The 24,063-nt window shown below is 41.8% G+C and carries 28 protein-coding genes; 14 read left to right on the forward strand and 14 right to left on the reverse strand.

The window, feature by feature from the left end; genetic code table 11:
- Nucleotides 1–18: 18 nt before the first annotated feature.
- A complete protein-coding gene (gene trmA / locus DPV92_RS04840) occupies nt 19–1,125 on the reverse strand; it encodes a tRNA (uridine(54)-C5)-methyltransferase TrmA (protein ID WP_111353915.1) in 1,107 nt (368 codons plus the stop codon).
- Nucleotides 1,126–1,192: 67 nt separating this feature from the next.
- A complete protein-coding gene (locus tag DPV92_RS04845; RefSeq protein WP_111353916.1) occupies nt 1,193–1,525 on the reverse strand; it encodes a DUF413 domain-containing protein in 333 nt (110 codons plus the stop codon).
- A 168-nt stretch (nt 1,526–1,693) separates the two neighbouring features.
- On the opposite strand from DPV92_RS04845, the gene DPV92_RS04850 reads away from it, so the two are divergent.
- The 6 genes from DPV92_RS04850 to DPV92_RS04875 all read left to right on the forward strand — a co-directional run bounded on the left by DPV92_RS04850 (nt 1,694) and on the right by DPV92_RS04875 (nt 6,538).
- Nucleotides 1,694–2,524 carry a virulence factor BrkB family protein gene (locus DPV92_RS04850; RefSeq protein ID WP_111353917.1) on the forward strand — a complete coding sequence of 277 codons (831 nt, stop codon included), beginning with the start codon at nt 1,694–1,696 and terminating at the stop codon, nt 2,522–2,524.
- Entirely contained in the window at nt 2,521–2,955 is a 435-nt protein-coding gene (dtd, locus tag DPV92_RS04855) for a D-aminoacyl-tRNA deacylase (protein WP_111353918.1), read from the forward strand. Before DPV92_RS04850 ends, dtd begins: the two co-directional genes overlap by 4 nt.
- 95 nt (nt 2,956–3,050) lie before the next feature.
- Entirely contained in the window at nt 3,051–3,875 is an 825-nt protein-coding gene (gene dapD, locus DPV92_RS04860; RefSeq protein WP_111353919.1) for a 2,3,4,5-tetrahydropyridine-2,6-dicarboxylate N-succinyltransferase, read from the forward strand.
- A 113-nt stretch (nt 3,876–3,988) separates the two neighbouring features.
- On the forward strand, nt 3,989–5,044 hold the full coding sequence (gene bioB, locus DPV92_RS04865; protein WP_111353920.1) for a biotin synthase BioB: 1,056 nt from the start codon (nt 3,989–3,991) through the stop codon (nt 5,042–5,044).
- Nucleotides 5,045–5,243: 199 nt separating this feature from the next.
- Nucleotides 5,244–5,681, forward strand: a complete 438-nt coding sequence (aroQ, locus tag DPV92_RS04870; protein ID WP_111353921.1) for a type II 3-dehydroquinate dehydratase — start codon at nt 5,244–5,246, stop codon at nt 5,679–5,681.
- Between the two features lie 74 nt (nt 5,682–5,755).
- Nucleotides 5,756–6,538 carry a glycosyltransferase family 32 protein gene (locus DPV92_RS04875; RefSeq protein ID WP_111353922.1) on the forward strand — a complete coding sequence of 261 codons (783 nt, stop codon included), beginning with the start codon at nt 5,756–5,758 and terminating at the stop codon, nt 6,536–6,538.
- Nucleotides 6,539–7,048: 510 nt separating this feature from the next.
- Here DPV92_RS04875 and DPV92_RS04885 read toward each other — a convergent pair.
- From DPV92_RS04885 to mdh, 7 genes are all read right to left on the reverse strand, one after another.
- Nucleotides 7,049–7,714 (reverse strand): 7-cyano-7-deazaguanine/7-aminomethyl-7-deazaguanine transporter, encoded by a 666-nt coding sequence (locus tag DPV92_RS04885; protein WP_111353924.1) that lies wholly within the window; start codon nt 7,712–7,714, stop codon nt 7,049–7,051.
- Between the two features lie 129 nt (nt 7,715–7,843).
- The gene (gene artM, locus DPV92_RS04890) at nt 7,844–8,509 is read right to left on the reverse strand and encodes an arginine ABC transporter permease ArtM (protein ID WP_111353925.1); all 666 of its coding nucleotides are present in this window, start codon (nt 8,507–8,509) and stop codon (nt 7,844–7,846) included.
- Nucleotides 8,509–9,180: an arginine ABC transporter permease ArtQ gene (gene artQ, locus DPV92_RS04895; RefSeq protein ID WP_111353926.1), complete on the reverse strand. Its 672-nt coding sequence runs from the start codon at nt 9,178–9,180 to the stop codon at nt 8,509–8,511. The genes artM and artQ overlap by 1 nt, the downstream gene beginning before the upstream one ends.
- Before the next feature lie 3 nt (nt 9,181–9,183).
- Nucleotides 9,184–9,906, reverse strand: a complete 723-nt coding sequence (locus DPV92_RS04900; RefSeq protein WP_111353927.1) for a transporter substrate-binding domain-containing protein — start codon at nt 9,904–9,906, stop codon at nt 9,184–9,186.
- A gap of 29 nt (nt 9,907–9,935) precedes the next feature.
- Nucleotides 9,936–10,670 (reverse strand): arginine ABC transporter ATP-binding protein ArtP, encoded by a 735-nt coding sequence (gene artP, locus DPV92_RS04905; RefSeq protein WP_111353928.1) that lies wholly within the window; start codon nt 10,668–10,670, stop codon nt 9,936–9,938.
- Nucleotides 10,671–10,830: 160 nt separating this feature from the next.
- On the reverse strand, nt 10,831–11,163 hold the full coding sequence (locus tag DPV92_RS04910; protein ID WP_111353929.1) for a DUF3761 domain-containing protein: 333 nt from the start codon (nt 11,161–11,163) through the stop codon (nt 10,831–10,833).
- Between the two features lie 70 nt (nt 11,164–11,233).
- The gene (mdh, locus tag DPV92_RS04915; RefSeq protein WP_111353930.1) at nt 11,234–12,190 is read right to left on the reverse strand and encodes a malate dehydrogenase; all 957 of its coding nucleotides are present in this window, start codon (nt 12,188–12,190) and stop codon (nt 11,234–11,236) included.
- A gap of 225 nt (nt 12,191–12,415) precedes the next feature.
- On the opposite strand from mdh, the gene argR reads away from it, so the two are divergent.
- The 4 genes from argR to DPV92_RS04940 all read left to right on the forward strand — a co-directional run bounded on the left by argR (nt 12,416) and on the right by DPV92_RS04940 (nt 16,646).
- Entirely contained in the window at nt 12,416–12,868 is a 453-nt protein-coding gene (gene argR / locus DPV92_RS04925; protein ID WP_005707931.1) for a transcriptional regulator ArgR, read from the forward strand.
- Nucleotides 12,868–13,746 carry a TIGR01777 family oxidoreductase gene (locus DPV92_RS04930; RefSeq protein ID WP_111353932.1) on the forward strand — a complete coding sequence of 293 codons (879 nt, stop codon included), beginning with the start codon at nt 12,868–12,870 and terminating at the stop codon, nt 13,744–13,746. Before argR ends, DPV92_RS04930 begins: the two co-directional genes overlap by 1 nt.
- A gap of 199 nt (nt 13,747–13,945) precedes the next feature.
- Complete coding sequence (locus tag DPV92_RS04935; protein ID WP_111353933.1) at nt 13,946–14,902, forward strand: calcium/sodium antiporter; 957 nt, start codon at nt 13,946–13,948, stop codon at nt 14,900–14,902.
- Between the two features lies 1 nt (nt 14,903).
- Nucleotides 14,904–16,646 (forward strand): protein-disulfide reductase DsbD, encoded by a 1,743-nt coding sequence (locus DPV92_RS04940; protein WP_111353934.1) that lies wholly within the window; start codon nt 14,904–14,906, stop codon nt 16,644–16,646.
- A 52-nt stretch (nt 16,647–16,698) separates the two neighbouring features.
- Here the strand turns inward: DPV92_RS04940 and hemL are convergent, their stop codons facing one another.
- Complete coding sequence (gene hemL / locus DPV92_RS04945) at nt 16,699–17,979, reverse strand: glutamate-1-semialdehyde 2,1-aminomutase (protein WP_111353935.1); 1,281 nt, start codon at nt 17,977–17,979, stop codon at nt 16,699–16,701.
- A 170-nt stretch (nt 17,980–18,149) separates the two neighbouring features.
- Between hemL and wecA the strand changes: the two genes are divergently transcribed.
- The 3 genes from wecA to DPV92_RS04960 all read left to right on the forward strand — a co-directional run bounded on the left by wecA (nt 18,150) and on the right by DPV92_RS04960 (nt 20,702).
- A complete protein-coding gene (wecA, locus tag DPV92_RS04950) occupies nt 18,150–19,220 on the forward strand; it encodes a UDP-N-acetylglucosamine--undecaprenyl-phosphate N-acetylglucosaminephosphotransferase (protein ID WP_111353944.1) in 1,071 nt (356 codons plus the stop codon).
- A gap of 75 nt (nt 19,221–19,295) precedes the next feature.
- Nucleotides 19,296–20,066: a hypothetical protein gene (locus tag DPV92_RS04955; protein WP_111353936.1), complete on the forward strand. Its 771-nt coding sequence runs from the start codon at nt 19,296–19,298 to the stop codon at nt 20,064–20,066.
- Nucleotides 20,067–20,195: 129 nt separating this feature from the next.
- Nucleotides 20,196–20,702: a hypothetical protein gene (locus DPV92_RS04960; protein ID WP_065265164.1), complete on the forward strand. Its 507-nt coding sequence runs from the start codon at nt 20,196–20,198 to the stop codon at nt 20,700–20,702.
- Between the two features lie 37 nt (nt 20,703–20,739).
- Here DPV92_RS04960 and DPV92_RS04965 read toward each other — a convergent pair whose 3' ends face one another.
- From DPV92_RS04965 to DPV92_RS04980, 4 genes are read right to left on the reverse strand one after another with little or no spacing between them, the layout of a single operon-like run.
- Entirely contained in the window at nt 20,740–21,567 is an 828-nt protein-coding gene (locus tag DPV92_RS04965; RefSeq protein ID WP_065265163.1) for a nucleotidyl transferase AbiEii/AbiGii toxin family protein, read from the reverse strand.
- The gene (locus DPV92_RS04970) at nt 21,540–22,004 is read right to left on the reverse strand and encodes a hypothetical protein (RefSeq protein ID WP_111353937.1); all 465 of its coding nucleotides are present in this window, start codon (nt 22,002–22,004) and stop codon (nt 21,540–21,542) included. Before DPV92_RS04970 ends, DPV92_RS04965 begins: the two co-directional genes overlap by 28 nt.
- Nucleotides 22,005–22,022: 18 nt before the next feature.
- Nucleotides 22,023–22,472 (reverse strand): DNA repair protein, encoded by a 450-nt coding sequence (locus tag DPV92_RS04975; protein WP_065265161.1) that lies wholly within the window; start codon nt 22,470–22,472, stop codon nt 22,023–22,025.
- The gene (locus tag DPV92_RS04980; protein ID WP_111353938.1) at nt 22,472–23,506 is read right to left on the reverse strand and encodes an IS1595 family transposase; all 1,035 of its coding nucleotides are present in this window, start codon (nt 23,504–23,506) and stop codon (nt 22,472–22,474) included. The genes DPV92_RS04975 and DPV92_RS04980 overlap by 1 nt, the downstream gene beginning before the upstream one ends.
- 104 nt (nt 23,507–23,610) lie before the next feature.
- Between DPV92_RS04980 and DPV92_RS04985 the strand changes: the two genes are divergently transcribed.
- The gene (locus DPV92_RS04985) at nt 23,611–23,952 is read left to right on the forward strand and encodes a helix-turn-helix domain-containing protein (RefSeq protein ID WP_111353939.1); all 342 of its coding nucleotides are present in this window, start codon (nt 23,611–23,613) and stop codon (nt 23,950–23,952) included.
- Nucleotides 23,953–24,063 lie beyond the last annotated feature (111 nt).

A 24,063-nucleotide genomic window follows, 5' to 3' on the forward strand; every position in this document is an offset into this window, starting at 1 on the left:
AATTAGCATTTTAAATGTCTATTTTCCAACCAAGAAAACACCACTTTCAACGTGATGCGTGTAAGGGAATTGGTCGAACAATGCCGCACGTTCAATTTTATGCGTTTGCGAAAGTTGTTTTAAATTATCCGCCAATGTTTCTGGGTTGCACGAGATGTACAAAATTCGTTCATAAGCCTGCACCATATCCAAGGTCGCTTGATCTAAGCCTGAACGCGGTGGATCGACAAAAATCGTATTGCATTCGTAACTTTTCAGATCAATGCCTTTCAAGCGGTTAAATTCTCGCAAGCCATTCATCGCTTGGGTAAACTCTTCGGCAGACATTCGAATAATTTGTAAGTTATCCACACCATTTTTTTCGATATTGTATTGTGCCGATTGCACTGAAGATTTGGAGATTTCCGTTGCCAACACTTTGCGGAAATTTTCTGCCAATGCAATCGAGAAATTGCCGTTGCCGCAATAAAGCTCAAGCAGATCTCCCGTACTGTTTTGGGTGCAATCTCTCGCCCATTCGAGCATTTTAATATTCATTTCCGCATTCGGCTGCGTGAAACTGTTTTCGACTTGGCGATAAGTGTAATTTTTGCCTGCAAGCGGTAAAATTTCCTCGACAAAATCACAATCTAACGCGATTTTTTGCTTGGTTGCTCGCCCGATGATTTGCACCTTAAAGCCCTGATTTTCTAAGCGAGTTTTTAAGGCTTTAGCCTGCTCAATCCACGCATCATCAAGCTTTTTATGATAGAGCAGTGAAACCGCGATTTCGCCACTCAAGGTGCTTAAATAATCTACTTGGAACAGCTTGCGTGTTAAAATTTCATTGCCGTGAATATCAGCCAGCAGAGCTTGCATCATTCGGTTGATCAACTCATTAGCAATCGGAAAATGGTCCACGCGATAGCGTTGTTTGGTCGCTTGGTCAAACATAATATAATAGAGCTCATTTTCGCCTTGCTCGTTTTTATCGTGCCAAACGCGAAACTCGGTCCGCATACGGAAATGGCTTGGTTTTGAGGCAAAAACGTCCAATTCAGGGGCATTAAACGGTGCGAGTAAAGCGGTTAAATTTTCGGTTTTTTTTGCAAGAAGTTCGGAATATTGTTCGATAGGTAATGTCATAGTTTTCTTTAGATAAAAAACAAGGTGCAAAAATGCACCCTATCTATAAAAAATATTAGCGAAAGGCTTATTCTGCCGCACTAAAATCGTCACCAGCGTCGCTACCTGCGTTGCCAGAAAGTGTGTAGATGCGTTTTGATTTGGTTGTTAATGAACGATATTTTAACCACGCTTTTTCGATGATACTTTCTGCGATTTCGTCGCCTTTCATCACAGCAACAAAGTGCTTTTCTTCCGCCGTTACTGCTTTACGTTCGCCCGTTTCTAATGCTAAACACGCTTGACCATATTGCTCTAAAACTTGCGCTTCGCGGATGGTGTAATCACCGTGGCGAGCAAAACCGCGTGGGTAGTTTTTATCATCAAAGTAACGACGAGTTACGCTAAAACTTTCTGCCATAATATGCCTCTTTTTATGCAAATTTGCTGTGGGAAAATAAAAAAATCAATTGTGCATTAAAGCAAGGAATAAAAACAAGGTCAAGGATTTATGCGTGCAAACGGTCGTTTTCTTGCAAAAATTTGCCTATAATGGGCAAATTTTGTGATTTTAATAAAAGGATCTTTAATGAAATCCTACCTCACGCTTTTCTTTCGCGTTTTTTTCAAACGAATGGGGCAAAATCAAATTCCTGTCACGGCAGGCTATCTGACTTACAACACGATGCTTGCCACTGTGCCATTGATTATGGTTATTTTCTCCGTGTTTACCATTTTTCCGTTTTTTGAGGAAGCCACGGGGCAAATCAAAGCACTCATTTACGACAACTTCGCCCCAAGCGCGGGCAATTTAGTGCAAGAATATTTGGAAAGTTTTGTCGCTAATTCCCGTAAAATGGGGATTGTCAGCACGCTCGGTTTGGTTGTGGTAGCGTTAATGCTGATTCACAACATCGACAAAGCCCTCAACGGCTTATGGCACGAAACCCGCAAGCGGTCTATTCTACTCTCCTTTTTGCTTTATGCCTTGCTGCTTGTGTTCGCCCCACTCCTTACAGGGATGAGCATTGCAATTAGCTCTTATATTATGTCGCTGCGAATGTTTAACGATCTGGAAGTGCTTTCACTCGGCAATTATCTGCTCAATTATGTACCATTTTTGCTCACATGGCTGCTATTTAGCCTGATTTATTGGCTGGTACCGAACACCAAAGTGAAGTGGCATCACGCTTTGATTGGGGCATTGTTAGCGGGTATTTTCTTCACACTAGGCAAGCAGATTTTTATTTGGTACATCACTACCTTCCCTTCTTACCAAGCGATTTACGGTGCGTTGGCAACCCTACCGATTACGCTGTTATGGATTCATCTAAGCTGGCAAGTGGTGCTCTTTGGCGGGCAGTTTGTCGCAGTGTTAAAAGATGTCGAGTTAATTCAAAAAGGAGAACTAACCTTATGATCGCGTTAATTCAGAGAGTGAAATGGGCAAAAGTGGAAGTAGAAAGTCAAACGGTGGGCGAAATTGCTCACGGGCTGTTAGTTCTATTAGGTGTGGAGCAAGGCGATACACAAGAAAAATCCGACCGCTTGTTGGAGAAAGTATTGAACTATCGCATTTTCTCTGATGAACAAGGCAAAATGAATTTGAACGTGCAGCAAGCGGGCGGAAGCCTGCTCGTGGTTTCACAGTTCACGCTGGCTGCCGACACCCAAAAAGGCTTGCGCCCAAGTTTTTCCAAAGGCGGGAGCCCGCAAGTGGCGAACGAGCTTTACACTTACTTCCATCAGCAAGCAGAGAAAAAAATTCACACCCAAACAGGGCAATTTGCTGCAGATATGCAAGTTTCATTGCAAAATGACGGACCAGTGACTTTTTGGTTGCAGGTGTAGCAATTTATTTGTGGAAAAAAACGCCTTTCTATGTTAAAACTATGGGGCATTTTTTCGTTAAATTTTTAACAATTTTATCTACAAGGAACACAACAATGTCTTTACAAGCAATTATTGAAGCGGCATTCGAACGTCGTTCAGAAATCACCCCAAAAACTGTGGATGCAGAAACGCGTAAAGCGATTGAAGAGGTGATCGAAGGGTTAGACAACGGCACTTACCGCGTGGCGGAAAAAATTGACGGCGAATGGGTTACGCATCAATGGTTAAAAAAAGCGGTTTTACTTTCATTCCGCATTAACGACAACCAAATCATTGACGGTGCAGAAACCAAATACTACGACAAAGTGGGCTTAAAATTTGCAGACTACACTGAAGAACGCTTCGCACAAGAAGGCTTCCGTGTAGTGCCTTCTGCAACGGTGCGTAAAGGGGCTTACATCTCTAAAAACTGTGTGTTAATGCCATCTTACGTAAACATCGGTGCTTACGTTGGCGAAGGCACAATGGTGGACACTTGGGCAACCGTAGGTTCTTGTGCACAAATCGGTAAAAACGTTCACTTATCAGGCGGCGTGGGCATCGGCGGCGTGTTAGAGCCATTACAAGCAAACCCAACGATTATCGGCGACAACTGCTTTATCGGCGCACGTTCTGAAGTCGTTGAAGGCGTGATCGTAGAAGAGGGCTGTGTAATCTCAATGGGCGTATTCATCGGTCAATCTACCCGTATTTACGACCGCGAAACAGGCGAAATCCACTACGGCCGCGTACCAGCAGGTTCTGTGGTAGTTTCAGGTAGCCTTCCGTCAAAATGCGGTAAATACAGCCTTTATTGTGCAGTAATCGTGAAAAAAGTTGATGCAAAAACTTTAGGTAAAGTGGGCATCAACGAATTACTTCGCACGATTGAAGAATAATTTTTAAAGTAGGGTGTGTGAACGTAGTTCACGCACGCAATAGGTCAGTTTTTCGTAAGAAAATGCAAAACGTGCGTGGATTTTTAATCCACATGCCCTACATTGGAGGTTCTATGACCACCTACAACCTACGCTTAAAAGCCAAAAACGAACTCACCCCCCATCCTACCGCCCAATACTGGCGGAAATGTCAAGTGGAAGAACTTTTCGATTTACCCTTTATGGATTTAGTCTTCCGAGCGGCAAGCGTTCACCGCGAAAATTTCGACCCGAATGCCATTCAACTTTCTACCTTGCTTTCGATTAAAACAGGCGGCTGTGCGGAAGATTGCGAATACTGCCCGCAATCTGCCCGATACGACACAGGCATAGAAAAGCAAGCAATGCTCGATGTCGAATATATTGTTGAAAAAGCCAAAATCGCCAAAGCACGCGGGGCAAGCCGTTTCTGCATGGGGGCTGCGTGGCGAGGACCAAAGCCAAAAGATATCGAAACCGTCTCAAAAATTATTCACGCGGTGAAATCCCTCGGCTTAGAAACCTGTGGCACTTTTGGAATGCTTGAAGAGGGTATGGCGGAAGATCTCAAAGAAGCAGGCTTGGATTATTACAACCACAATTTAGACACTGATCCTGAACGCTACAACAAAATTGTGCATACTCGCTCCCATGATGACCGCATGGACACCCTTGGCAAAGTGCGACACGCAGGCTTGAAAATCTGCTGCGGCGGTATTGTAGGGATGAACGAAACCCGTGCCGAACGTGCAGGCTTAATTGCCAGCCTTGCCAACCTTGATCCGCCGCCTGAAAGTGTGCCGATTAACCAGTTGGTGAAAGTAGCTGGCACACCGCTAGAAAATGCGGAAGATTTGGACTGGACGGAGTTTGTCCGCACCATTGCGGTCGCTCGCATTACCATGCCACATAGTTACGTTCGCCTTTCCGCAGGCAGAAGCAATATGCCCGAAGCAATGCAAGCACTCTGTTTTATGGCAGGTGCAAACTCGATTTTCTACGGGGATAAGTTGCTTACCACCGAAAACCCAGAAGAAGACGGCGACCGCGTGCTAATGGAAAAATTGAATTTGTATCCGTTGAATTACGAAGCAGAACCTGAGTCTGATGCAGAAGAGCAAGAACTTTGGCGAAATGTGGCGGCAAATTGACCGCTTATCAATTAAAACCCTCGCCACTTGTGGGAGAGGAATAATGTCACTTCGCTCAGAAGTTAAATTCAGGAGAGAGGTAAGCGGTCAATTTTAACCGCACTTTTTTAAATGCCCCTCTCTCTGAAAAATTTCTGAACGAAATTTGTTCTGTCTCTCTCCCACAAGGGGAGAGCGTAACAGATGAGCTTAATAAACCATGAAAAAAATCCTCCTATTAAATGGTCCTAACCTCAATATGTTGGGCAAACGCGAGCCACAAATTTACGGATCACAAACGCTTGCCGATATTGAAACGCACCTCCAAAATGAGGCGGCAAAACGTGGTTATGAACTAGATTATTTCCAATCCAACGGCGAAGAACCGATTGTAAACCGGATTCATCAAGCCTTTGGCAATGTGGATTTTATCATCATCAATCCAGCAGCGTTCACCCACACCAGCGTTGCTTTGCGAGATGCGTTGTTGGCGGTGGCAATTCCTTTTGTGGAAGTGCATCTCTCTAACGTTCACGCCCGTGAACCTTTCCGCCATCACTCTTATCTAAACGATGTGGCAAAAGGCGTGATTTGCGGCTTGGGCGCAAAAGGGTATGATTACGCCCTTGATTTTGCGATTTCGCAGTTGGAATCGTAGGGTAGGACTTATCCCACCAAAATTATTGAAATGTTAATCGGTGGGATAAATCCCACCCTACAAGAGAATATAAAATGTCAGTCAAATACGAAAAATTTATCGTGCTATGCAACGGGCTTTCTCGCTTGTTGGGCAACATGGTGAAAATCTCGGGCTATCCGTTCCACGCCTTATTTCCGAAAAAACGCTTTACCATTCCAGAATTTAGCCCAGCGAAGTTGAAGACTTCTCGTCAAGACAAAATTAACCGCACTATTTGGCAAACCAACTATTCTAACAAAGTGACGTTACCGATGTATTGCAACTATTTATTCAACCGCTTGATGTCGCTCAACTACGATTACCGCTATGTCAGCACCGAAGCGCGCGAAGAATACATTAAAGCCCACGCTGAACCGCACGTTTTTGCCGCTTACAGCCAGCTTACTGATGGCGCCGCCCAAGCAGATTTTTGGCGTGTCTTTACTCTTTGGCGTGAAGGTGGCATTTACATTGATATCGATGGGCATTTGGTTTTCCCTCTCTCACAAATTATTGCCGAGCAAGATTCGGAAGTTCTAATCAAACGCCGAGATAAATACACTAACTTCTTCCTAGCGTGCGAAGCAGGGCATCCGATTATGAAAGCCACATTAGATTTAATTGTGGAAAATATTGAAAACCGTCGTATTGACGGCGGCGTTTTTGCGATGACGGGACCAGAAACATTAAATGCAGTGATTGGTTCTCAAACGGTAAATACCCGCCGCGACAAAATTACTTGCACTCAAGGCACATTCACTAACGAGCATTTCCAATATATCGATAAACCACGTAGCAAGTGGAATTACAAAAAGAATGAGGAATTGCTCAAATAGGTAGAAATAGAAATAAAGGCATAATTAGCCAAAAACCAACTCTTTTTGTCTATTATGCCTATAAAATAACCAGTAGTGTTTTCTATGGATTAACGCTATGAATTCGCCTATCGCCTTACTTTCCTACATCTTACTGATGGGAATAAACTATCCCATCGTTCGCTTTATGAGCTTGCAGTTTGATCCGCTCAACAACAATACCTTACGTGCTTTGGCAGGTAGTTTGCTCTTTCTTGCCATTTGTATTTGCAAATTTCGAGCAGAATTTTACCGCTTTCTGGCAGTTTGTTTAATGTGTTGGCAATGCCCTTGGCGGTTATCGTAGCGGTATTCACTTTTGCAGATGAGCATAAGCGGGTGTTTAATCGTCATTTTTTGCTTGGTGCAATCTGTTTATTAGTCGGTTCATTTTTCTTTATTTCAGTGAAAACCGCGGGGCAAAAGTTTGAAAAAAGCATAGAAAATGAAATGTAGGGCGAACAATGCAAGCCCTACAAGCGGTTGAAATATCTATTTCAAATGGAATTTTTGTATAATAAATTTTAGCACCACACCATAAAGTGGTAAGAATAGCAGTAAGCTGACAAAAAGTTTGAAGGCGTAATCAACCGTACCGATGGTAAACCAATGCTCTGCCATATAGGCATCTTCGCTTTGATAGAAAGCAACCGCAAAGAAGACGAAGGTATCGATCATCGTACCGAAAATGGTCGAACAAGTTGGCGCAAGCCACCACGATTTGCCTTGACGTAGGCGGTTAAACACCAAAATATCTAAAATCTGACCTACTACATAACCGCTGAAACTGGCTAGTGCGATGCGGAACACAAAGAAATTAAATTCGCTTAGTGCGGAGAAACCTTGGAACTGAGTTTCAAAAAATAGCACTGAAATCACATAGCTAATCAACAAGGCGGGGAACATTACGACGAAGATGATTTTGCGAGCTAACTCAGCACCAAATACCCGCACCGTTAAATCTGTTGCTAAAAAGATAAATGGGAATGTGAATGTGCCCCAGGTAGTTGGGATGACATAATCGGTAAAGGGTACAGTGATTTCAAAGGTGCGTTGTACTAAGAAATTGCTGATGGTTAAGATAAAAATATGGAAAAAGGCTAAAAGTTTAAGAGAAGATCTTTTTTGTGGATCAGAAAATGGAATGGGGTAATGCATAATTTTCCTTTTTTAGTTGAAGTTGGGGTTAGGGAACCCAGAAAAAACAAAGGGCGAATAATACGCCCTTTGTGTGAAAGATCAAGCAAGATTGCAAATTTATGCCAGAAATTGACCGCTTGTAGAAAATTACACTCGCTCAAATGCCAGCACTTTATGTTCTAACTTACGCAATAGTACAGTCATAATGCCAGTGATAACAAGATAAATTGCCCCTGCGATACCGTAAATGGTAATTGCATCATATTCCGTGCCGTAGAGCTGTTTAGCGTAGCCCATAATGTCTAAAATTGTGATGGTTGAGGCAAGTGATGTGCCTTTGAAAACCAAAATGATTTCGTTGCTATAAGAAGGTAACGCTCGTTTTAACGCATACGGAATCAAGATTTTGAGTGTATCTAAACGGCTTAAACCTAATGCTGCACAAGTTTCCCATTGCCCTTTCGGAATCGCTTTTACTGCTCCGTGGAAAAGTTGCGTTGAGTATGCCGCACTATTTAGTGCTAAAGCCAATACTGCACAAAACCACGCATCTGAAAACAATGCCCAAAGCGGACTTTGCGTGAGCCATTCAAATTGACCCGGCCCACTGTAAATTAAGAAAAATTGCACTAATAGTGGCGTGCCTGTAAAGAGCATCAAATAACCATTGACTAAGCTTTTCACGAATTTATTTTCCATTGAAAGCAAAAACGTGAAAATGATCGCCAACACAAATGCAATCATTAACGACACAGCCATTAAGCTAAGGCTAGTTGGAATACCTTGTGCGATAACTAATAAATAACCCCACATTATTTGCCTCCTCGTTCAAAGCGTGTAAAACGCAGTTCAAGACGGCGAATAATCACTTGGCTAATTAGCGTAATCACAAGGTAAATCAATGCTGCAAAGCCATACCATGTGAATGGTTGATGCTCGTTGGTATTGATAAGGTCGGCTTGTCGCATTAAGTCATCGACACCAATCAGCGAAACTAAGGCAGTATCTTTAAGCAATACAAGCCATTGGTTACTTAAACCAGGCAAAGCGTGTCGCCATACTTGAGGCATAATGATGTGCAAGAAAGTATAACGGCGGCTTAAACCTAACACCGCACCACTTTCCCACTGTCCGTTCGGAATCGCTTGAATTGCCCCACGCAGTGATTGTGAAGCATAGGAAGCAAAAATTAAGCTTAACGCCAGCACACCGCTGTTAAAGGCACTAAATTCGATGTATTCACCTGTGATTTTTTCGATCAGCTCAGTTGAACCGAAATAGATTAACAAGACAACCAAAATTTCAGGTAAACCTCGCATTAAAGTGAGAAAAACCGTGGTTAATTTGCTGATACAAGCGGTCTTATTCATCTCCAAACTTACAAAAAGAATGGAAAGTAATAAGCCAACGACAAGTGACACCAGTGCAAGCCCAAGCGTCATGAGCGTTGCACTGTAAATTAAAGGAAGATATTCGGTAAACATAGCTTACTTGTTTGTCATCCATTTATCGTAGATTTTTTGGTATTCGCCGTTCGCTTTGATGGTTGCTAAACCCTTGTTTAACTCATCTACAAGATCTTTGTTGCCTTTGTTGATCGCAATCCCCAAACCATTACCAAAGTATTTTTGGTTAGTCACTTTTTCGCCTACAAAGGTTAAATCTGTTTCTTTTGAAAGCATGTCGGCTAATACTGCAGTATCGCCGAAGATTAAATCAATACGCCCATTTTTTAAGTCTAAGATTGAATCTTGAATTGAGTTATATGCTTTTGGTGCATATTGTTTTGCTTCTGCTACTATATATTGTTGGAAAGTTGTCCCGTTTTGCACGCCCACGTTTTTCGCTGTGCTTAAGTCCACTTTGCTTTTTAGGGCAATGAAACTTGCTGAGCTATCGTAGTAAGCATCAGAGAAAAGCACCTGTTTGCTACGTGCTTCGGTGATGTCCATTGCGGAAATTACACCATCGATACGTTTTTGTTTTACTGCCTGCACTAAGCCATCAAAAGAGAGACTTTTGAATGAGCAGTTTGCTTGGATTTCTTTACAAATTGCATTGGCAATATCGACGTCAAAACCGATGATTTCACCTTTTTCGTTGGTGGTTTCAAACGGTGGGTAACTTGGTTCCATCGCGAAAGTTAAATCTTTTGCTTGTGTTGAGAAAGTTGCGAATGCAATAGCGGATGCGATAAGTAATTTTTTCATAAGAAAGTCCTTATTAAATGTGTGTTTAATTATTCAGAATGAGAAAGATATTGAGCAAACTCTGCGGTTTTTGGCTGTTCAAAACAACTTGAATCGCCTTGCTCAATAATATGCCCTTTCTCCATATACACCACTTTGGTTGCCACTTTGCGAGCTACGCCCACTTCGTGCGTTACGATTACCTGCGTGATACCTGTATTTTTCAATTCTTTAATAATATCAACTACTTGTGCGGTGATTTCTGGGTCAAGTGCTGCGGTTGGTTCATCAAATAACAACACCTGCGGTTGCATCATCAAAGCACGTGCAATTGCCACGCGTTGCTGTTGACCGCCAGAAAGTTGTAGCGGAAAACGTTCCGCAAATTCGCCCAAACGCAAACGCTCTAAATGGTTTTTTGCCTGTGCAATTGCCTCTTCTTTAGAAAGCCCAAGCACTTTCATCGGTGCTTCAATTAAGTTTTGTAGCACGGTTAAATGGTTCCATAAATGATATTGCTGGAACACCATTCCCACCTCACGACGAAGTAGTGCTATCTGTTTTGCATCCATTTTGGCGGATAAATCAAAGCTATGTTTCGCCACTTCCAGTGTACCTTCTTGCGGTACTTCCAATAAATTCAGTGTGCGAATAAGCGTACTTTTCCCTGCCCCAGACGGGCCAAGCAACACCACCACATCGCCTTTTTCAACATCAAGATTGATGTCAAAAAGCGCTTGGTTACTGCCATAGAAAAAATTGACGTGATGAAGACGAATTGCCATTCGTTAAATCCTATTAAGTAAACTAAATGAATTGAATGAATATTATGAATTTTTGCATAATTATGCAAGTGGTTTTTGAGAAAATTTTTTGAAGGGAAGAATATAAACGCAAAAGCCGAAGGTAATGAACCCTCGGCTAAGTATAGGTAAGAGATGAATATTATTCCGAATAATATCTTTGAATTGCCTCTTTGACACCGCCATTGTTCAAGCACGCTTCATTTAATAGCGACATTGAGAAGGTGCCATCATTGCAAATTGCGGTGGCTTTCTCCGGTATCATAACAACTTCTTTTTGAGTAGTTTGAGATTGAACAATTGAAGTTTTTCCATTTACATTATCTTCACTAAAGTGAATATTTCTATCTGATGTTTTTGTTTCAGCTGCACCAACAACACTTACATTTCCTTTTGCTACAGAAACAGCTTGGTTGCTACACCCTACCAGCACCATCGTTAAACCAGCTAAACCAAATAAAAATGCTTTATTCATACTAAACTCCTTATTTACTCCATTAAATCATAGAAAAAAGGGTTGAAAAGATCAACCCTCTATAGGTAAACTAAGCGTTCACAAAGTCTTTGCCTAACTTAATATCCGCTTCTAACACCTCTTCTAATGCCTTTAATTTTTCTTGCTCATATTCGCTTAAGTGACCAATTGGTAGCAACTCTTCCACACCGGTTAAACCGAAACGTACTGGGTGAGCAAAGAATTCTGGATAGCCACTGTCTTTTTTGCTTTCTACGTAAGCGTAACGAACACAGTCTTCGCCTAGTAATGCTTTGAATACTGCTACAGCAAAACGTGCCCCTGCTTCCGCCATTGAAAGTGTTGCTGATCCGCCACCTGCTTTTGCTTCAACTACTTCCGTTCCTGCATTTTGAATGCGGTGAGTTAAGCTCTCGATCTCTTCTTGAGTGAAGTCAATTTTGCGACCTTCAGATAACGCTTGAGAAAGTAATGGCAGAATAGTTGGACCAGAGTGACCACCGATAACAGGCACTTTCACAGTTTCCGCGTGTTTTTCTTTTAATTCAGATACGAAGCTTTTCGCACGCACGACGTCTAAAGTAGAAACACCGAATAATTTACGTTTGTCGTACACACCTTTTTTACGTAATACTTCTGCCGCTAATGGCACTAAAGTATTTACAGGGTTACTTACGATACCAATACAGGCATTTGGGCAAACATCAGCCACTTTTTCGATAAGATTTTTAATGATGTTACCGTTGATGTTGAATAAATCTGCGCGGGTCATACCTGGTTTACGAGCTACGCCAGCAGTAACAAGCACCATATGTGCATCTTTTAATGCAGCCGCTAAGTTCTCTTCGCCTGCGTAACCGATGGCTTTTACAGAGGTTGCAATATGGCTAATATCTACTGCAACACCTGGCGTCACAGGTGAAATATCATAAAGAGCAAGTTCTGTTCCCACTGGTAAGCGTAATTTTAACAATAACGCCAACGTTTGACCGATACCGCCTGCAGCACCTAAAAGGGTTAATTTCATAAGAAACTCCTATTAAATAAAAGAATTTAATTTCAAAATTGGGTTAATTCTAACAGATTTTTACCTAGTAAGGGGGATTTGTTCCGTTGAAAATATAATCTAAATCAAGCTTTTGCAAGATAATGATTTTCTTCACAGAGAAAATTAATGGAATAAATTGCTTTTTCTGCATAGATACGCAAAAATCTTGCATATAAATTGAATTTTCAATCAAAAAGGAAACCAATGGATAAACTTTCCGAAGCATTTAAAGCCCTGTTAAAAGAAGAAAAATTTGGCTCACAAAGTGAAATTGTGACCGCTTTACAAGACCAAGGCTTTGAAAACATCAACCAATCTAAAGTCTCTCGAATGCTCTCTAAATTCGGCGCAGTTCGTACCCGCAACACCAAAATGGAAATGGTTTACCAATTGCCGAATGAATTGGGCGTGCCGACCACCTCTAGCCCATTGAAAAACTTGGTTGTGGATATCGATCATAACGATCTGTTGATCGTAGTGAAAACCAGCCCTGGTGCAGCACAGCTGATTGCACGGCTGCTCGATTCCATCGGCAAAAGCGAAGGAATTTTAGGCACAATCGCTGGTGACGACACTATTTTCATTACCCCAACGCGTGGCACGGATATCGACGACTTAATGCAAACTGTCCGCACCTTGTTTGAAAGCTCATTCTAATGAAGATTTTACTCACAGGCGGCACAGGGTTTATCGGTTCTCATTTAGTCCCACTGTTGCTAGAAAAAGAGCATAAACTCACTCTACTCAGCCGAAAAAAACGGGCAGATCAAGCAGTCAAATTTGTACAAACTCTTGCAAATTTTAGTGATTTAAATGAATTTGATGCGGTGATTAACCTCGCGGGCGAACCGATTTTTGATAAACGTTGGACAGAAAAGCAGAAGCAAAAACTGCTCAACAGTCGCGTGCGACTGACTGCTCAGCTTGCCGATCTCTTTGCCAAAAGCACACAGCCACCTGGCGTGTTTATTTCCAGCTCCGCTACAGGATTTTATGGCAATTTACCAACAGACGAATGTGATGATGAAAACACACCTTCAAGCGGTGGATTTACTGCAGAATTATGCAAACAGTGGGAAGCAGAGGCATTAAAAACAGCAGCCACTACAAGGCTTTGCCTTATCCGCACGGGCATTGTACTTTCCGAACAAGGTGGGGCGTTAAAAAGAATGCTCCCTCTCTATCGCCTAGGACTTGGTGGAAAGCTGGGGAGTAGTAAACAGCATTGGGCGTGGATTGCATTAGACGATTATTTGCACGCCCTATGCTTCTTATTGGAAAATCCGAACTGCGTTGGGGTGTATAATTTCGTTTCGCCTCATCCTGTGACCAATGCGGAATTCAACTGCTGGTTGGCAAAGCAGAGTAGTAAACCTGCATTCTGCCATGTGCCTGAATGTGTGTTGAAATTAATACTTGGAGAACGTTCGGCAATTTTGTTGGATAATCAACCTCTTGTACCAACGCATTTGTTGGCGGATGGGTTTAGGTTTAAGTACCCTGATTTGAATTTTTTAAACATAAAATTTTCGTAAATTTATTAGTTAATTTCTTCGGCTTTGCTTCTGCCAAATCTCCCCTACCCCTCTTTGCTAAAGAGGGGATTTATCTTTGCGAATAATGGAGATCTCTATTCTTCATCAAGAACTTCCCCCTCATTAGCAAAGAAGGGGAAGGGGAGATTTGACGGTATCTATTAACGAAGAAATTAAGTAACAAAACATAGGAATATCTATGCTACTCGACATTCTCTATCTCGCTATCGGCTTAATCCTCCTTGTTTGGAGTGCCGATAAATTTGTGGACGGTGCATCTGCCACCGCACGCTACTTGGGGCTTTCGCCTCTACTTATCGGCATTGTAATCGTAGGCTTTGGCACCTCTACGCCTGAAATGCTCGTCTCTGCCTCCTCCGCATTAGACGGTGCATCTGGCTTAGCATTGGGCAATGCTTATGGCTCGAACATTGCCAATATTGCGCTGATCTTAGGGGCAACTGCGGTGATCTCGCCAATTTTAGTGGCAAAAGATGTGCTCAAAAAAGAGCTGCCTGCATTGCTGGCAATCACCGTACTTTCTGCCTATTTTTTAACTGATGCGACAGTTACTCAAACAGAAGCGGTCATTTTATTGGTCATTTTTGCCATTTATATGGGCTGGCGAATTTGGGAGGCGAGAAAATCGCCTGATGCGGTTGAGGAAGAAGAAAATCAAGTGCCCGTTTCGCTTAAAAAATCGGTGTTCTGGCTTGTAATCGGCTTATTGCTGTTAATGGCAAGCTCAAAATTGATGGTAGTCGGTGCGGTGTCGCTTGCCAAAGAATTGGGCGTGAGCGATTTAGTTATCGGCTTAACCATTGTAGCGGTGGGTACCTCTTTACCTGAGCTAGCATCTTCCATTATTGCAGCACGCAAAGGTGAATCTGATTTAGCTCTCGGCAATATTGTCGGCTCGAACCTCTTTAATACCTTGGTGGTAGTTGGCATTGCGGGAGTAATTAGCCCAATGCACGTCGAGTCTGATATTTTTAGCCGCGATATGCTGGTGATGTCTGCACTCACCGTGCTACTCGCGCTCTGCTGCTACCCGTTCAGTCGCAAAAAACAAGGTAAAATTACCCGCTTTGAGGGATTTCTTTTGATGCTCTGTTTTGTAGGCTATACTCTCTATTTACTTAAAAGTGTGATTTAAAATGTTACGTATTCTGATCCTTCTCGTAAGTCTCTGCCTCTCGCTCAATGGTCAGGCGGGCTTATTTGATAAAAAACCGACTTTCCTTACAAGCCAACAAGCGTTCCAATTTAACGCCAAGCAATCGGGCAACCAATTGGCACTAAATTGGCAAATCGCCGAGGGCTATTATCTCTATCAAAAAGAGGTTGAAATTACCCCAATACAAGCTGAATTGGGCGAATGGCAATTCCCGCAAGCAGAACGCTATCACGATGAATTTTTTGGCGATGTGGAAATTTTCCGCAACAAATTGACGTTACAGATTCCGCTAAAATCGGCTCAAAATGGTTCGGTAGAAATTCGCTATCAAGGTTGCACCAAAGGCTTCTGTTATCCACCTGAAACGGTGAGCGTGCCTCTGCAAAATGTGGAAGCTCAAGCGGTCGATTCTACCCAAAATATTGCAAATTCAGCTGTTGCAAATTCTAGCCAAAATTCAACCGCTTCTAATATGGCAGGCATCAGCCAACAAGACCAACTTGCAAGCCAACTTTCACAAAATCGCTTGTCGATTTTCTGGTTTTTCGTGTTGGGGATAGGTTTGGCATTTACCCCGTGTGTGTTACCAATGTTGCCACTGCTTTCCGCAATTGTAATCGGCAACCAACAACGCCCAAATAGCCTAAAAGCATTGCTACTCAGCCTCACTTACGTGCAAGGTATGGCACTCACTTATACCTTGCTTGGTTTGATTGTGGCAGCAATTGGCTTACCATTCCAAATTGCCTTGCAAAGCCCGCCCGTGTTAATTGGCTTGGCGATTTTATTTACTTTACTGGCTGCATCAATGTTTGGCTTGTTTGAAATCCGTTTACCAAATGCGTGGCAGCAAAAATTGAATGCACTCAGCCAAAAACAATCAGGCGGTGCATTCGGTGGCGTATTTGTGATGGGTATGATCGCAGGCCTAGTTGCCTCGCCTTGCACCTCTGCTCCACTTTCGGGTGCATTGCTTTATGTGGCACAAAGTGGCGATTTATTCACGGGCGGCTTAGCGCTCTACTTACTTGCACTTGGAATGGGCATCCCGCTTGTGCTCATTACGCTGTTCGGCAATAAAATTCTACCAAAATCAGGCGATTGGTTGCTGAAAGTAAAAACTGCCTTCGGCTTTGTGATGCTTGCCTTGCCGATTTTCTTGATCTCACGATTAGTGCCAAATGGCATTGAACCGCTGCTTTGGTCTACTTTGGCGTTAGTGTTCTTAGGCTGGTTGATTAGCGTGCTTCCCGCCAAAGGCGTGTTGAAAAATGCTATTCGTATTGGTTTGTTTGCTCTGTTTGCGTTGTCTGCTCATCCGTGGGCAAATCTTGTATGGAGCAATGACTCACAAGCTATAGAAACCACATCACACCTGAAATTTACCCGCATTAGTTCATTGGCTGAATTGGACACACAACTTGCTGAAGCCAAGGGCAAAAAAGTGATGTTTGACCTCTATGCCGACTGGTGCGTGGCGTGCAAAGAGTTCGAAAAGTACACATTCTCAGATGCCAAAGTACAACAAAAATTGGGCGAAATAGTGGTGCTCCAAGTGGATATGACCCGTAACTCCGCTGAAAACGATGCCATTATGCAACGCTTCCAAATCTTAGGCTTACCTACGATTTTGTTCTTTGATGAACAAGGGCAAGAAATCAGCCCAATGCGTGTAACAGGATTTTTAGATTCTGAACAATTTTTGAATTGGCTAAATCAATAGCAAAGTAGGAATAGAAACGAAATAGCAGCTGCAAAAACAGCTGCTATTTTTGTTATAACGCAGAGAATGCTTTATCTGCCGCTTGTAACGTCGCCTCAATATCCTCATCTGAATGCGCAAGCGACATAAAGCCCGCTTCAAATGCAGATGGAGCAAGATAGATACCTTGTTCAAGCATTAAGTGGAAGAAGCGGTTGAATTTTGCCGCATCGCATTTCATTACCTCTTGGAAGCTGGTTACTTCAGGTTGCTCGGTGAAGAATAAACCGAACATACCACCCACATATTGCACCACGAATGGTACATTGTATTTAGCTGCCAGTACTTTTAAGCCTTCTGCCAACGTTTTAGTTTTCTCAGCTAATTTTTCTTCATTGCCTGCTTTAGAAAGCTCAGTTAAGCACGCTAAGCCCGCCGCCATCGCGATTGGGTTGCCTGAAAGTGTGCCCGCTTGGTAAACAGGCCCTGTTGGGGCAATTGCTTCCATAATTTCACGTTTACCACCAAATGCACCTACTGGCATCCCACCGCCAATAATTTTACCAAGCGTAGTTAAATCTGGTTTTACATTGTAGTAAGCCTGTGCTCCGCCAAGTGAAACACGGAAGCCTGTCATCACTTCATCGATAATAAATACCGTGCCATATTGGTCGCAAAGCTCACGTAAACCCTGTAAAAAACCTGCTTTTGGTGGCACACAGTTCATATTGCCTGCCACAGGTTCTACGATCAAACAAGCGATTTCATTTGGATATTGCTCGAATGCTTGTTTTACTGAATCTAAATCGTTGTAAGTGCAAGTAATGGTATGCTTCGCAAAATCTGCTGGCACGCCTGGTCCGCTTGGCTGACCAAGGGTTAATGCACCTGAACCAGCCTTCACTAATAAGCTATCTGAATGCCCGTGATAACAACCTTCGAATTTGATGATTTTGTCGCGGCCTGTGTAGCCACGAGCCAAGCGAATTGCCGACATTGTCGCTTCTGTACCCGAGCTTACCATTCTCACTAATTCGATAGAAGGAACAAGCTTACAAACAAGTTCAGCGAGCGTGATTTCACTCTCAGTTGGTGCACCAAAACTCAAACCATTCGGCACCGCTTTTAACACTGCATCAATAATTGCGGAGTGGTTGTGCCCCAATACCATCGGACCCCACGAACCTACGTAATCGATATAACGTTTGCCATCGCTGTCGATAATGTATGCACCCTCTGCTTTCTCAATAAAAACAGGTGTACCGCCTACACCTTTGAATGCACGCACAGGCGAGTTTACCCCGCCAGGGATGACTTTCTGTGCTTTTTCAAAGAGTTGTTCTGATTTTGACATAATAAATTCCTCGTAATAAATTCAGGGCTATTTTACTGAAAAATAAGCAGACCGGGAATAATCAATAAGCGGTTATTTTTTAATGTAATCTTGCAAAAAATTTTCAAGATCTTCGCCTTTGTGCTATTCTTCGCATAATTTTTTATCACACTATTTTAGGAAAAAATATGATGTGGCTGACCTTTATAGCCGTTGTAATCGTTTCCTTTGCCTCGCTAATTTTTATGCGCCCTGTGGCAGAAAAAATCGGCTTGGTAGATAAACCAAATTTCCGTAAACGCCATCAAGGATTGATTCCGTTAATCGGCGGTATTGCACTTTTTTTAGGTAATTTAACCTATTACGCATTTCAATATGACACCATGCCGTTACCAGGTTTATACCTGCTTTCAGTGACTATTTTGTTGGTTATCGGTGTATTGGACGACCGCTTTGACATCAGCCCCGCATTGCGTGCAGGCATTCAAGCCGTGCTCGCAGGTGCAATGATTTACAGCGGCCTAGAACTCGAAAGTCTAGGGCAAATCATTGCTCCATTTAGCATCAAGCTCGGCTTTTTCAGCTTACTCTTTACCGTGTTTATCACCATTGGCGTGATCAATGCGTTCAATATGGTAGATGGCATTGACGGTTTACTTGCAGGGCTTTCTAGCGTGAGTTTTGCGGGCATCGGTGCGTTGATGTGGATTAACGGCGAACATGCCATCGCTTACTGGTGCCTGGCAATTGTGCTCACACTTATTCCGTATGCGATGTTCAACTTAAGCGTATTCGGCGCGAAATGGAAAGTCTTTATGGGCGACTCAGGCAGCACGCTGATTGGCTTTACCATCATCTGGATGTTGCTATTAAGCACCCAAGGGCAAGGACATGCCATCAGCCCAATCACAGGTTTATGGCTGATTGCCGTGCCGTTGATTGATATGGTGGCGGTGATTTTCCGCCGTTTGAAAAAAGGTAAAAGTCCGTTCAGACCCGACCGCTTGCACTTGCACCACTTATTGATGCGTGCAGGTTTAACCTCCCGCCAAGCGCTTGCTGTGATCACCTTCTGGGCAGCCATTTGTGCCATCATTGGCGTACTTGGCGAAGTGAATTATTGGGACCAATCTTCAATGGTGATTGGCTTTATCGCACTGTTCTTCCTTTACGCTTACAGCATCGTGCGTGCGTGGAAAATCACCCGCTTTGTCAGACGATTGAAGCGGAGAGTGAGAAAAAATTCAGTGAAGCATTCTTAGCACCTAGGGCTTTTGTCCTAGGTTAGGCATAATTCAGCCCCGATGGGGCTGTTTCTTTTCAATATGAATAATCCTATGTTTAAAAAAATTCTAAACACAATTTTACTCACCGCTATCGGTGCAGGTTTAGGCGCAACAACCGCCCATTATCAGCCTACGCAATGGCAAGCCCAAGCTCAATTTACTACCCCGAAAATGGCGGAATTAGGTAACTATTTTTCCCTTTTTTCCACCTTCCAACTGGTTTCTGGTGATGCAGAGGCGGTGGATATCAGCAAAATGGAAAGCAAAGCAACCCAAACAGCATTTTCAATTTTCTCGCAAAATTTAACCGCTAGCGAGCCACGCATAACCTTTTTAAGCCAACAGCCAAGTGTGCAACAACGTGCCGAATTAGAAGGATTATCCGCAAAAGCCTATGCCGAAAAATTAGCACAAGGTTTCCAAAATAACGTGAATGGCGATTCGGTAAATGTAAGTTTTTCCTCATATAATCTTGCTGATGTGGATAACTTATTTGTCGAATACTTAAAAAGTGTAAATACCACAACTCGCACTGCATTGAACAACGAACTTATCAATAAATGGAAAGCATTATTCCAACAAGTTAAAACGGCGGCAGAGGCAAAATTAGATGCCTCTTGGGAAAACAAACTCAAAATGATGCAATCGGTTCAACCGCTAGACAATAACCTTGTTGCCTTCCATTTTGAGAAAAATGCGAGCCTAAATGCCATTCCGAAACCTTATCTGATTTTTGCAGGATTAGGCGCCATTGCAGGCTTTATGATGAGTTTGATTGCTTTGGCTATGTTAAACGTAAGAACGAAAAAACAAGTAAGTTAATTAAATACGCAATAGGAAGCGGTCGTTTTTAGTAAAAAGATCGGCATTATGTAGCAGTTGCACAAAGATTTAACCACTTGAAAATACTACAATCTCCATTGAACTTACAATTCAATGGAGATTTTTATTATGTCAGAAGCCTATCTAATTTCGCAAATGGTAAAGTTACTTGAGAAATGCCATAAAGAAAAAACGATTGTCTCTTATAGATTGAAAGAATTGGTTAATCAAGAGAAATTATTAGAAGCACAGATTAGCTCTTTTACAACATCTTTAGGATATATCGATCCCAATTTTGATTTTAACACGATTAAAAAGGATTATGATGCTGCAAAATTACTTCGTCAAAAACCATTCAATAAGAATTTATCGTATCTAATTTCAGAAGTATTTAAACAAAAGAATCAATGGCTAGATTTATATTTAATCACTTCTTATGCGATTAAAATAGATAAAGAGTTATTAACCACTCATTACCCTGAAGTAACAATACAGCATAAATGTGCTATCGGAAATGCACTGCGTAAGTTATATAAACAAGGAATCATTGAGCGACAAGAGAAGTACTTACATTATAAGATTAAGAAAAGAGGAATGTTTGATACATCAGAATGGCGGTTAAAATCGTTTGAATAGGGGGAAGGAATAGCGGTAGAAATACCGCTATTATCATTTAGAATTTCATTTTAAGCGAGGACGACACAACATTTTGTGGTGTTTCTTCTTTCTTATTTGTTGCTTCATCTAGCAATGCTTTAAATTGCTTTTGAGCATTAGGCGTTAATGCCTGCATAGCTGGGTGATTGTGCATTTGTTGCGTGAAATAAATCATTTCTGCCATTTCATTTAGCTCAAGTGCAATTTGTTCAACGTCCATAATCTTATTTAGTAATGGATCGGCTTCAATATCTTCCCGATATAAGCTCACTAATTTATCAGGATCTTGTGAAAAACCTTTTAAACGTGCAGCAAGTTCATCATCGAAATATTCAGCATAATGGCTTGCTAAGAAATGCAAATCAAATAAATCACGCCCTTTCGTTCGAATATTATCACCATCATAAGTGGCGTGCAGTTTGTTATCAATAATGCGTTCTACCGATGAAAAACGAATGCCATCTTTAACCGTAATTTGCTCATCTGATGCGGGTGTTCGGTAAGAAATTTCCATTTTTAGGGCATCTTTGACACCTGTATCACGGATATGATAATTCACAATATAACGGCTCACTGTATCTGTATCTTTTTTCACATTAATCTCATCAATGACAATACCGTGCGGAGCTGATGCTTTAATTTTATTGAGCAAATTTAACTTCTTACCAGAGTCAAAATCTAAATCTTCGGAAAAACGGTTTAAGCCGTAACCGAGATAAAGTGCTGTACCGCCCTTTAAAACCAAAGGCGTATCAGAAAGATTTTTTAGGATATTCACCATCAATTTTTCGTGATGTTTATCACGTTCCGTGAGCATTACATTATCGGGTTTTTGCGTTTCCATAATTGTAAATTTTCCCATTCTTGTTCAGTTAAGTGTGGTTCAATTTGATTCAGCAAATCATAAACTGACTGTTTATCTTCATCATTAGGGAACCAATCATCTAAAATAACACGTCCGATTGAGCCTGTTTGAAGTACAGCGGTATAGAGATAATCCACGCAAGCACGGGGGTGGTCGGCAAGCCAAACAGGATAATTTTTAGGGTAATATCCCATTTCATTTAATCGTTTAGTGCCATCAATTACGCCTAGATTTCCCAATAGATGATTCGTGTTTCTTTTTTGGTTTTCACCGTAAATGTAAAAATCTTGCGGATAAGCATCATCATTTAACGCTGCCGCACTATGCCAATCGCCCGTACCATTTGGACTATGCACGTTTAATGCCACAATACTACTGACATAGCGTTTAGGGTGTGTTTGAGGAATATACAGCATAAACTTTCCTTAAATTGATTATGTTTTAAGCTCATTATCTTTGAATTTCCATTTCACGTCCACCACATTAATTTCCAATCGTTCTACAACACCTTTATCAAGCCAATGCTTTAACGCAGCACGCATCGACACGGTATGTTGAGGGTGAATGATAGGTTCTTGACCGCACTTGATTAATACGCGTTTAATCAACTCATTCACGGTAAAATATCGGTCGGGTTCGGCTTTTAATTCTGCCAGTAATAATTGGCGGAGTTTCCCTTTAAATCGCCGTTTATAAGTACGATAAGAGTAAACCTCGGTATCGTATTCATTAGTCAAAGCTTCGGCTTCCATCACCTCTAAGGCATCTTGGAGCTTTTTGATTTTGCTATCAACCAATTCAAGGTGTTCTAATACTTGCTTTCGTTCACGCTGCAAGCGGTCGACTTTCGCCTGAATTTGACTAAGGTAGATTTTCTTTGCCATTACATCATGAGCCTTTCTGCTGGACGGTGATTACCCTGCCAATAGCCTTGCCAGTCGGTTGTGTTATCCGTTGAAAGGCATTGCTCTAACGTGCTGTTGAACAAGCTAAGGTTATCAACGCGGCGATTATCTTCACGATAAGCACATTCGTTGGCGTAATTATCGAGGTATTTATTGCTGATTTTGTGGTGCGTACCAATAATCATACGTTTAAAACGACTGAAATAGCTTTCCGCAAGATTGTTAGTGATACCTTCATCACTGCGATACTCTTTTTGATGGTTTACGCGACGCAAATCGTAGTGAATCATCAATTCGTCATAAGCCGAGTTTTCGTCTGCGTGAATACGACTTCCTACTTTGATATAGCTTGTTGCCAGTTTATTCACGACTTGGCTATTTTCCGATAAAATCGGAAAGGTTAAGGTTTTCTTTGCGCCTACTAAATACGGGTTTTCTGCGGTTTCTTCTTCAGTGTAACGGCTTCGCATTACCAAAATTGACCGTTTATTAGGATTGACGTTTTCTTTCAGTCGTCTGTCCACGCGTTCGTTTTTCTTATTTTTAGGGCGTGGAGCGGAATGAACGTAAGTGCCGTCAATATGGATTTCACCCGAAAGCGGAAATAACTGTTTTTGAATTTGTAGGCTTTCACGGATTTTGTGCGCGAGCGTAAACGCTGTTTTGTACTGAACATTCAAATCACGCGAAAGTTGGCAGGCAGACAAGCCTTTAGCGGCATTAACAAATAAGGCTATCGCGTAAAGGTAGGTCTGAATAGACAGTTTACGGTCGGCAAAAATCGTGCCTGATGTGACGCTAAAGGTATGATGACAATGTTTACACCGCCATTGATTGCGACTGGCAATGCGATAAGCAATATGCTGCACACCGCACTTTGGACACACCACATTTTCCTCACTTCCCCAACGAATTTGGCATAGCAATGCCCGAGCTTCGCTATCAGATAGCTGTGTCATCTTGATAGGCGAAAGCGTACGTGACTTGCTTGAGAGGAGGAAGTTTTGAATCATAATAATGAATGAAGTGTCCTTTAATTAGCAATAAAAAAGTTATATAATACACAATAGGCGTATTATATACGCATTTGAATCAAAAGTCAATACAGGGTATCTAAATGCGTATATCTGAACGTCTAAAATTAGTTTGTGAAGAAAGAAAATGGAAGTTAAAAGATTTTTCTGAAATAACAGGTCTTCCTTACAGAACAGCTCAAGGTTATCTTAATGGTTCAAGAGAACCCAATTCAGAGGGGTTATCTATCATTTGTGAAAAAATAAATATAAATTTGAACTGGTTGGTTTGTGGAAAGGGAGCAGTATTTGGTGAGAGGTCTATGGATTTATCTATGACTGAGATTAAGTTGTTAAACGATTTTAGAAAATGTAATGAGATCGGGAAGAAAGCTATTTTAGTTAATTGTAATGCGGTTTCTGAAATTATTGAATTTAAAGGTTAAATATTATGCGATTTAATATATCTAAAATTGGAAAAGTAAGATCGACTGAAATTGAGTTAAATGATCTCACTATAATTTGTGGAAAGAATAATACTGCTAAAACATATATAA

This window comes from Pseudohaemophilus paraphrohaemolyticus (assembly GCF_003253115.1).
GTDB classification, from domain to species: domain Bacteria; phylum Pseudomonadota; class Gammaproteobacteria; order Enterobacterales; family Pasteurellaceae; genus Haemophilus_A; species Haemophilus_A paraphrohaemolyticus_A.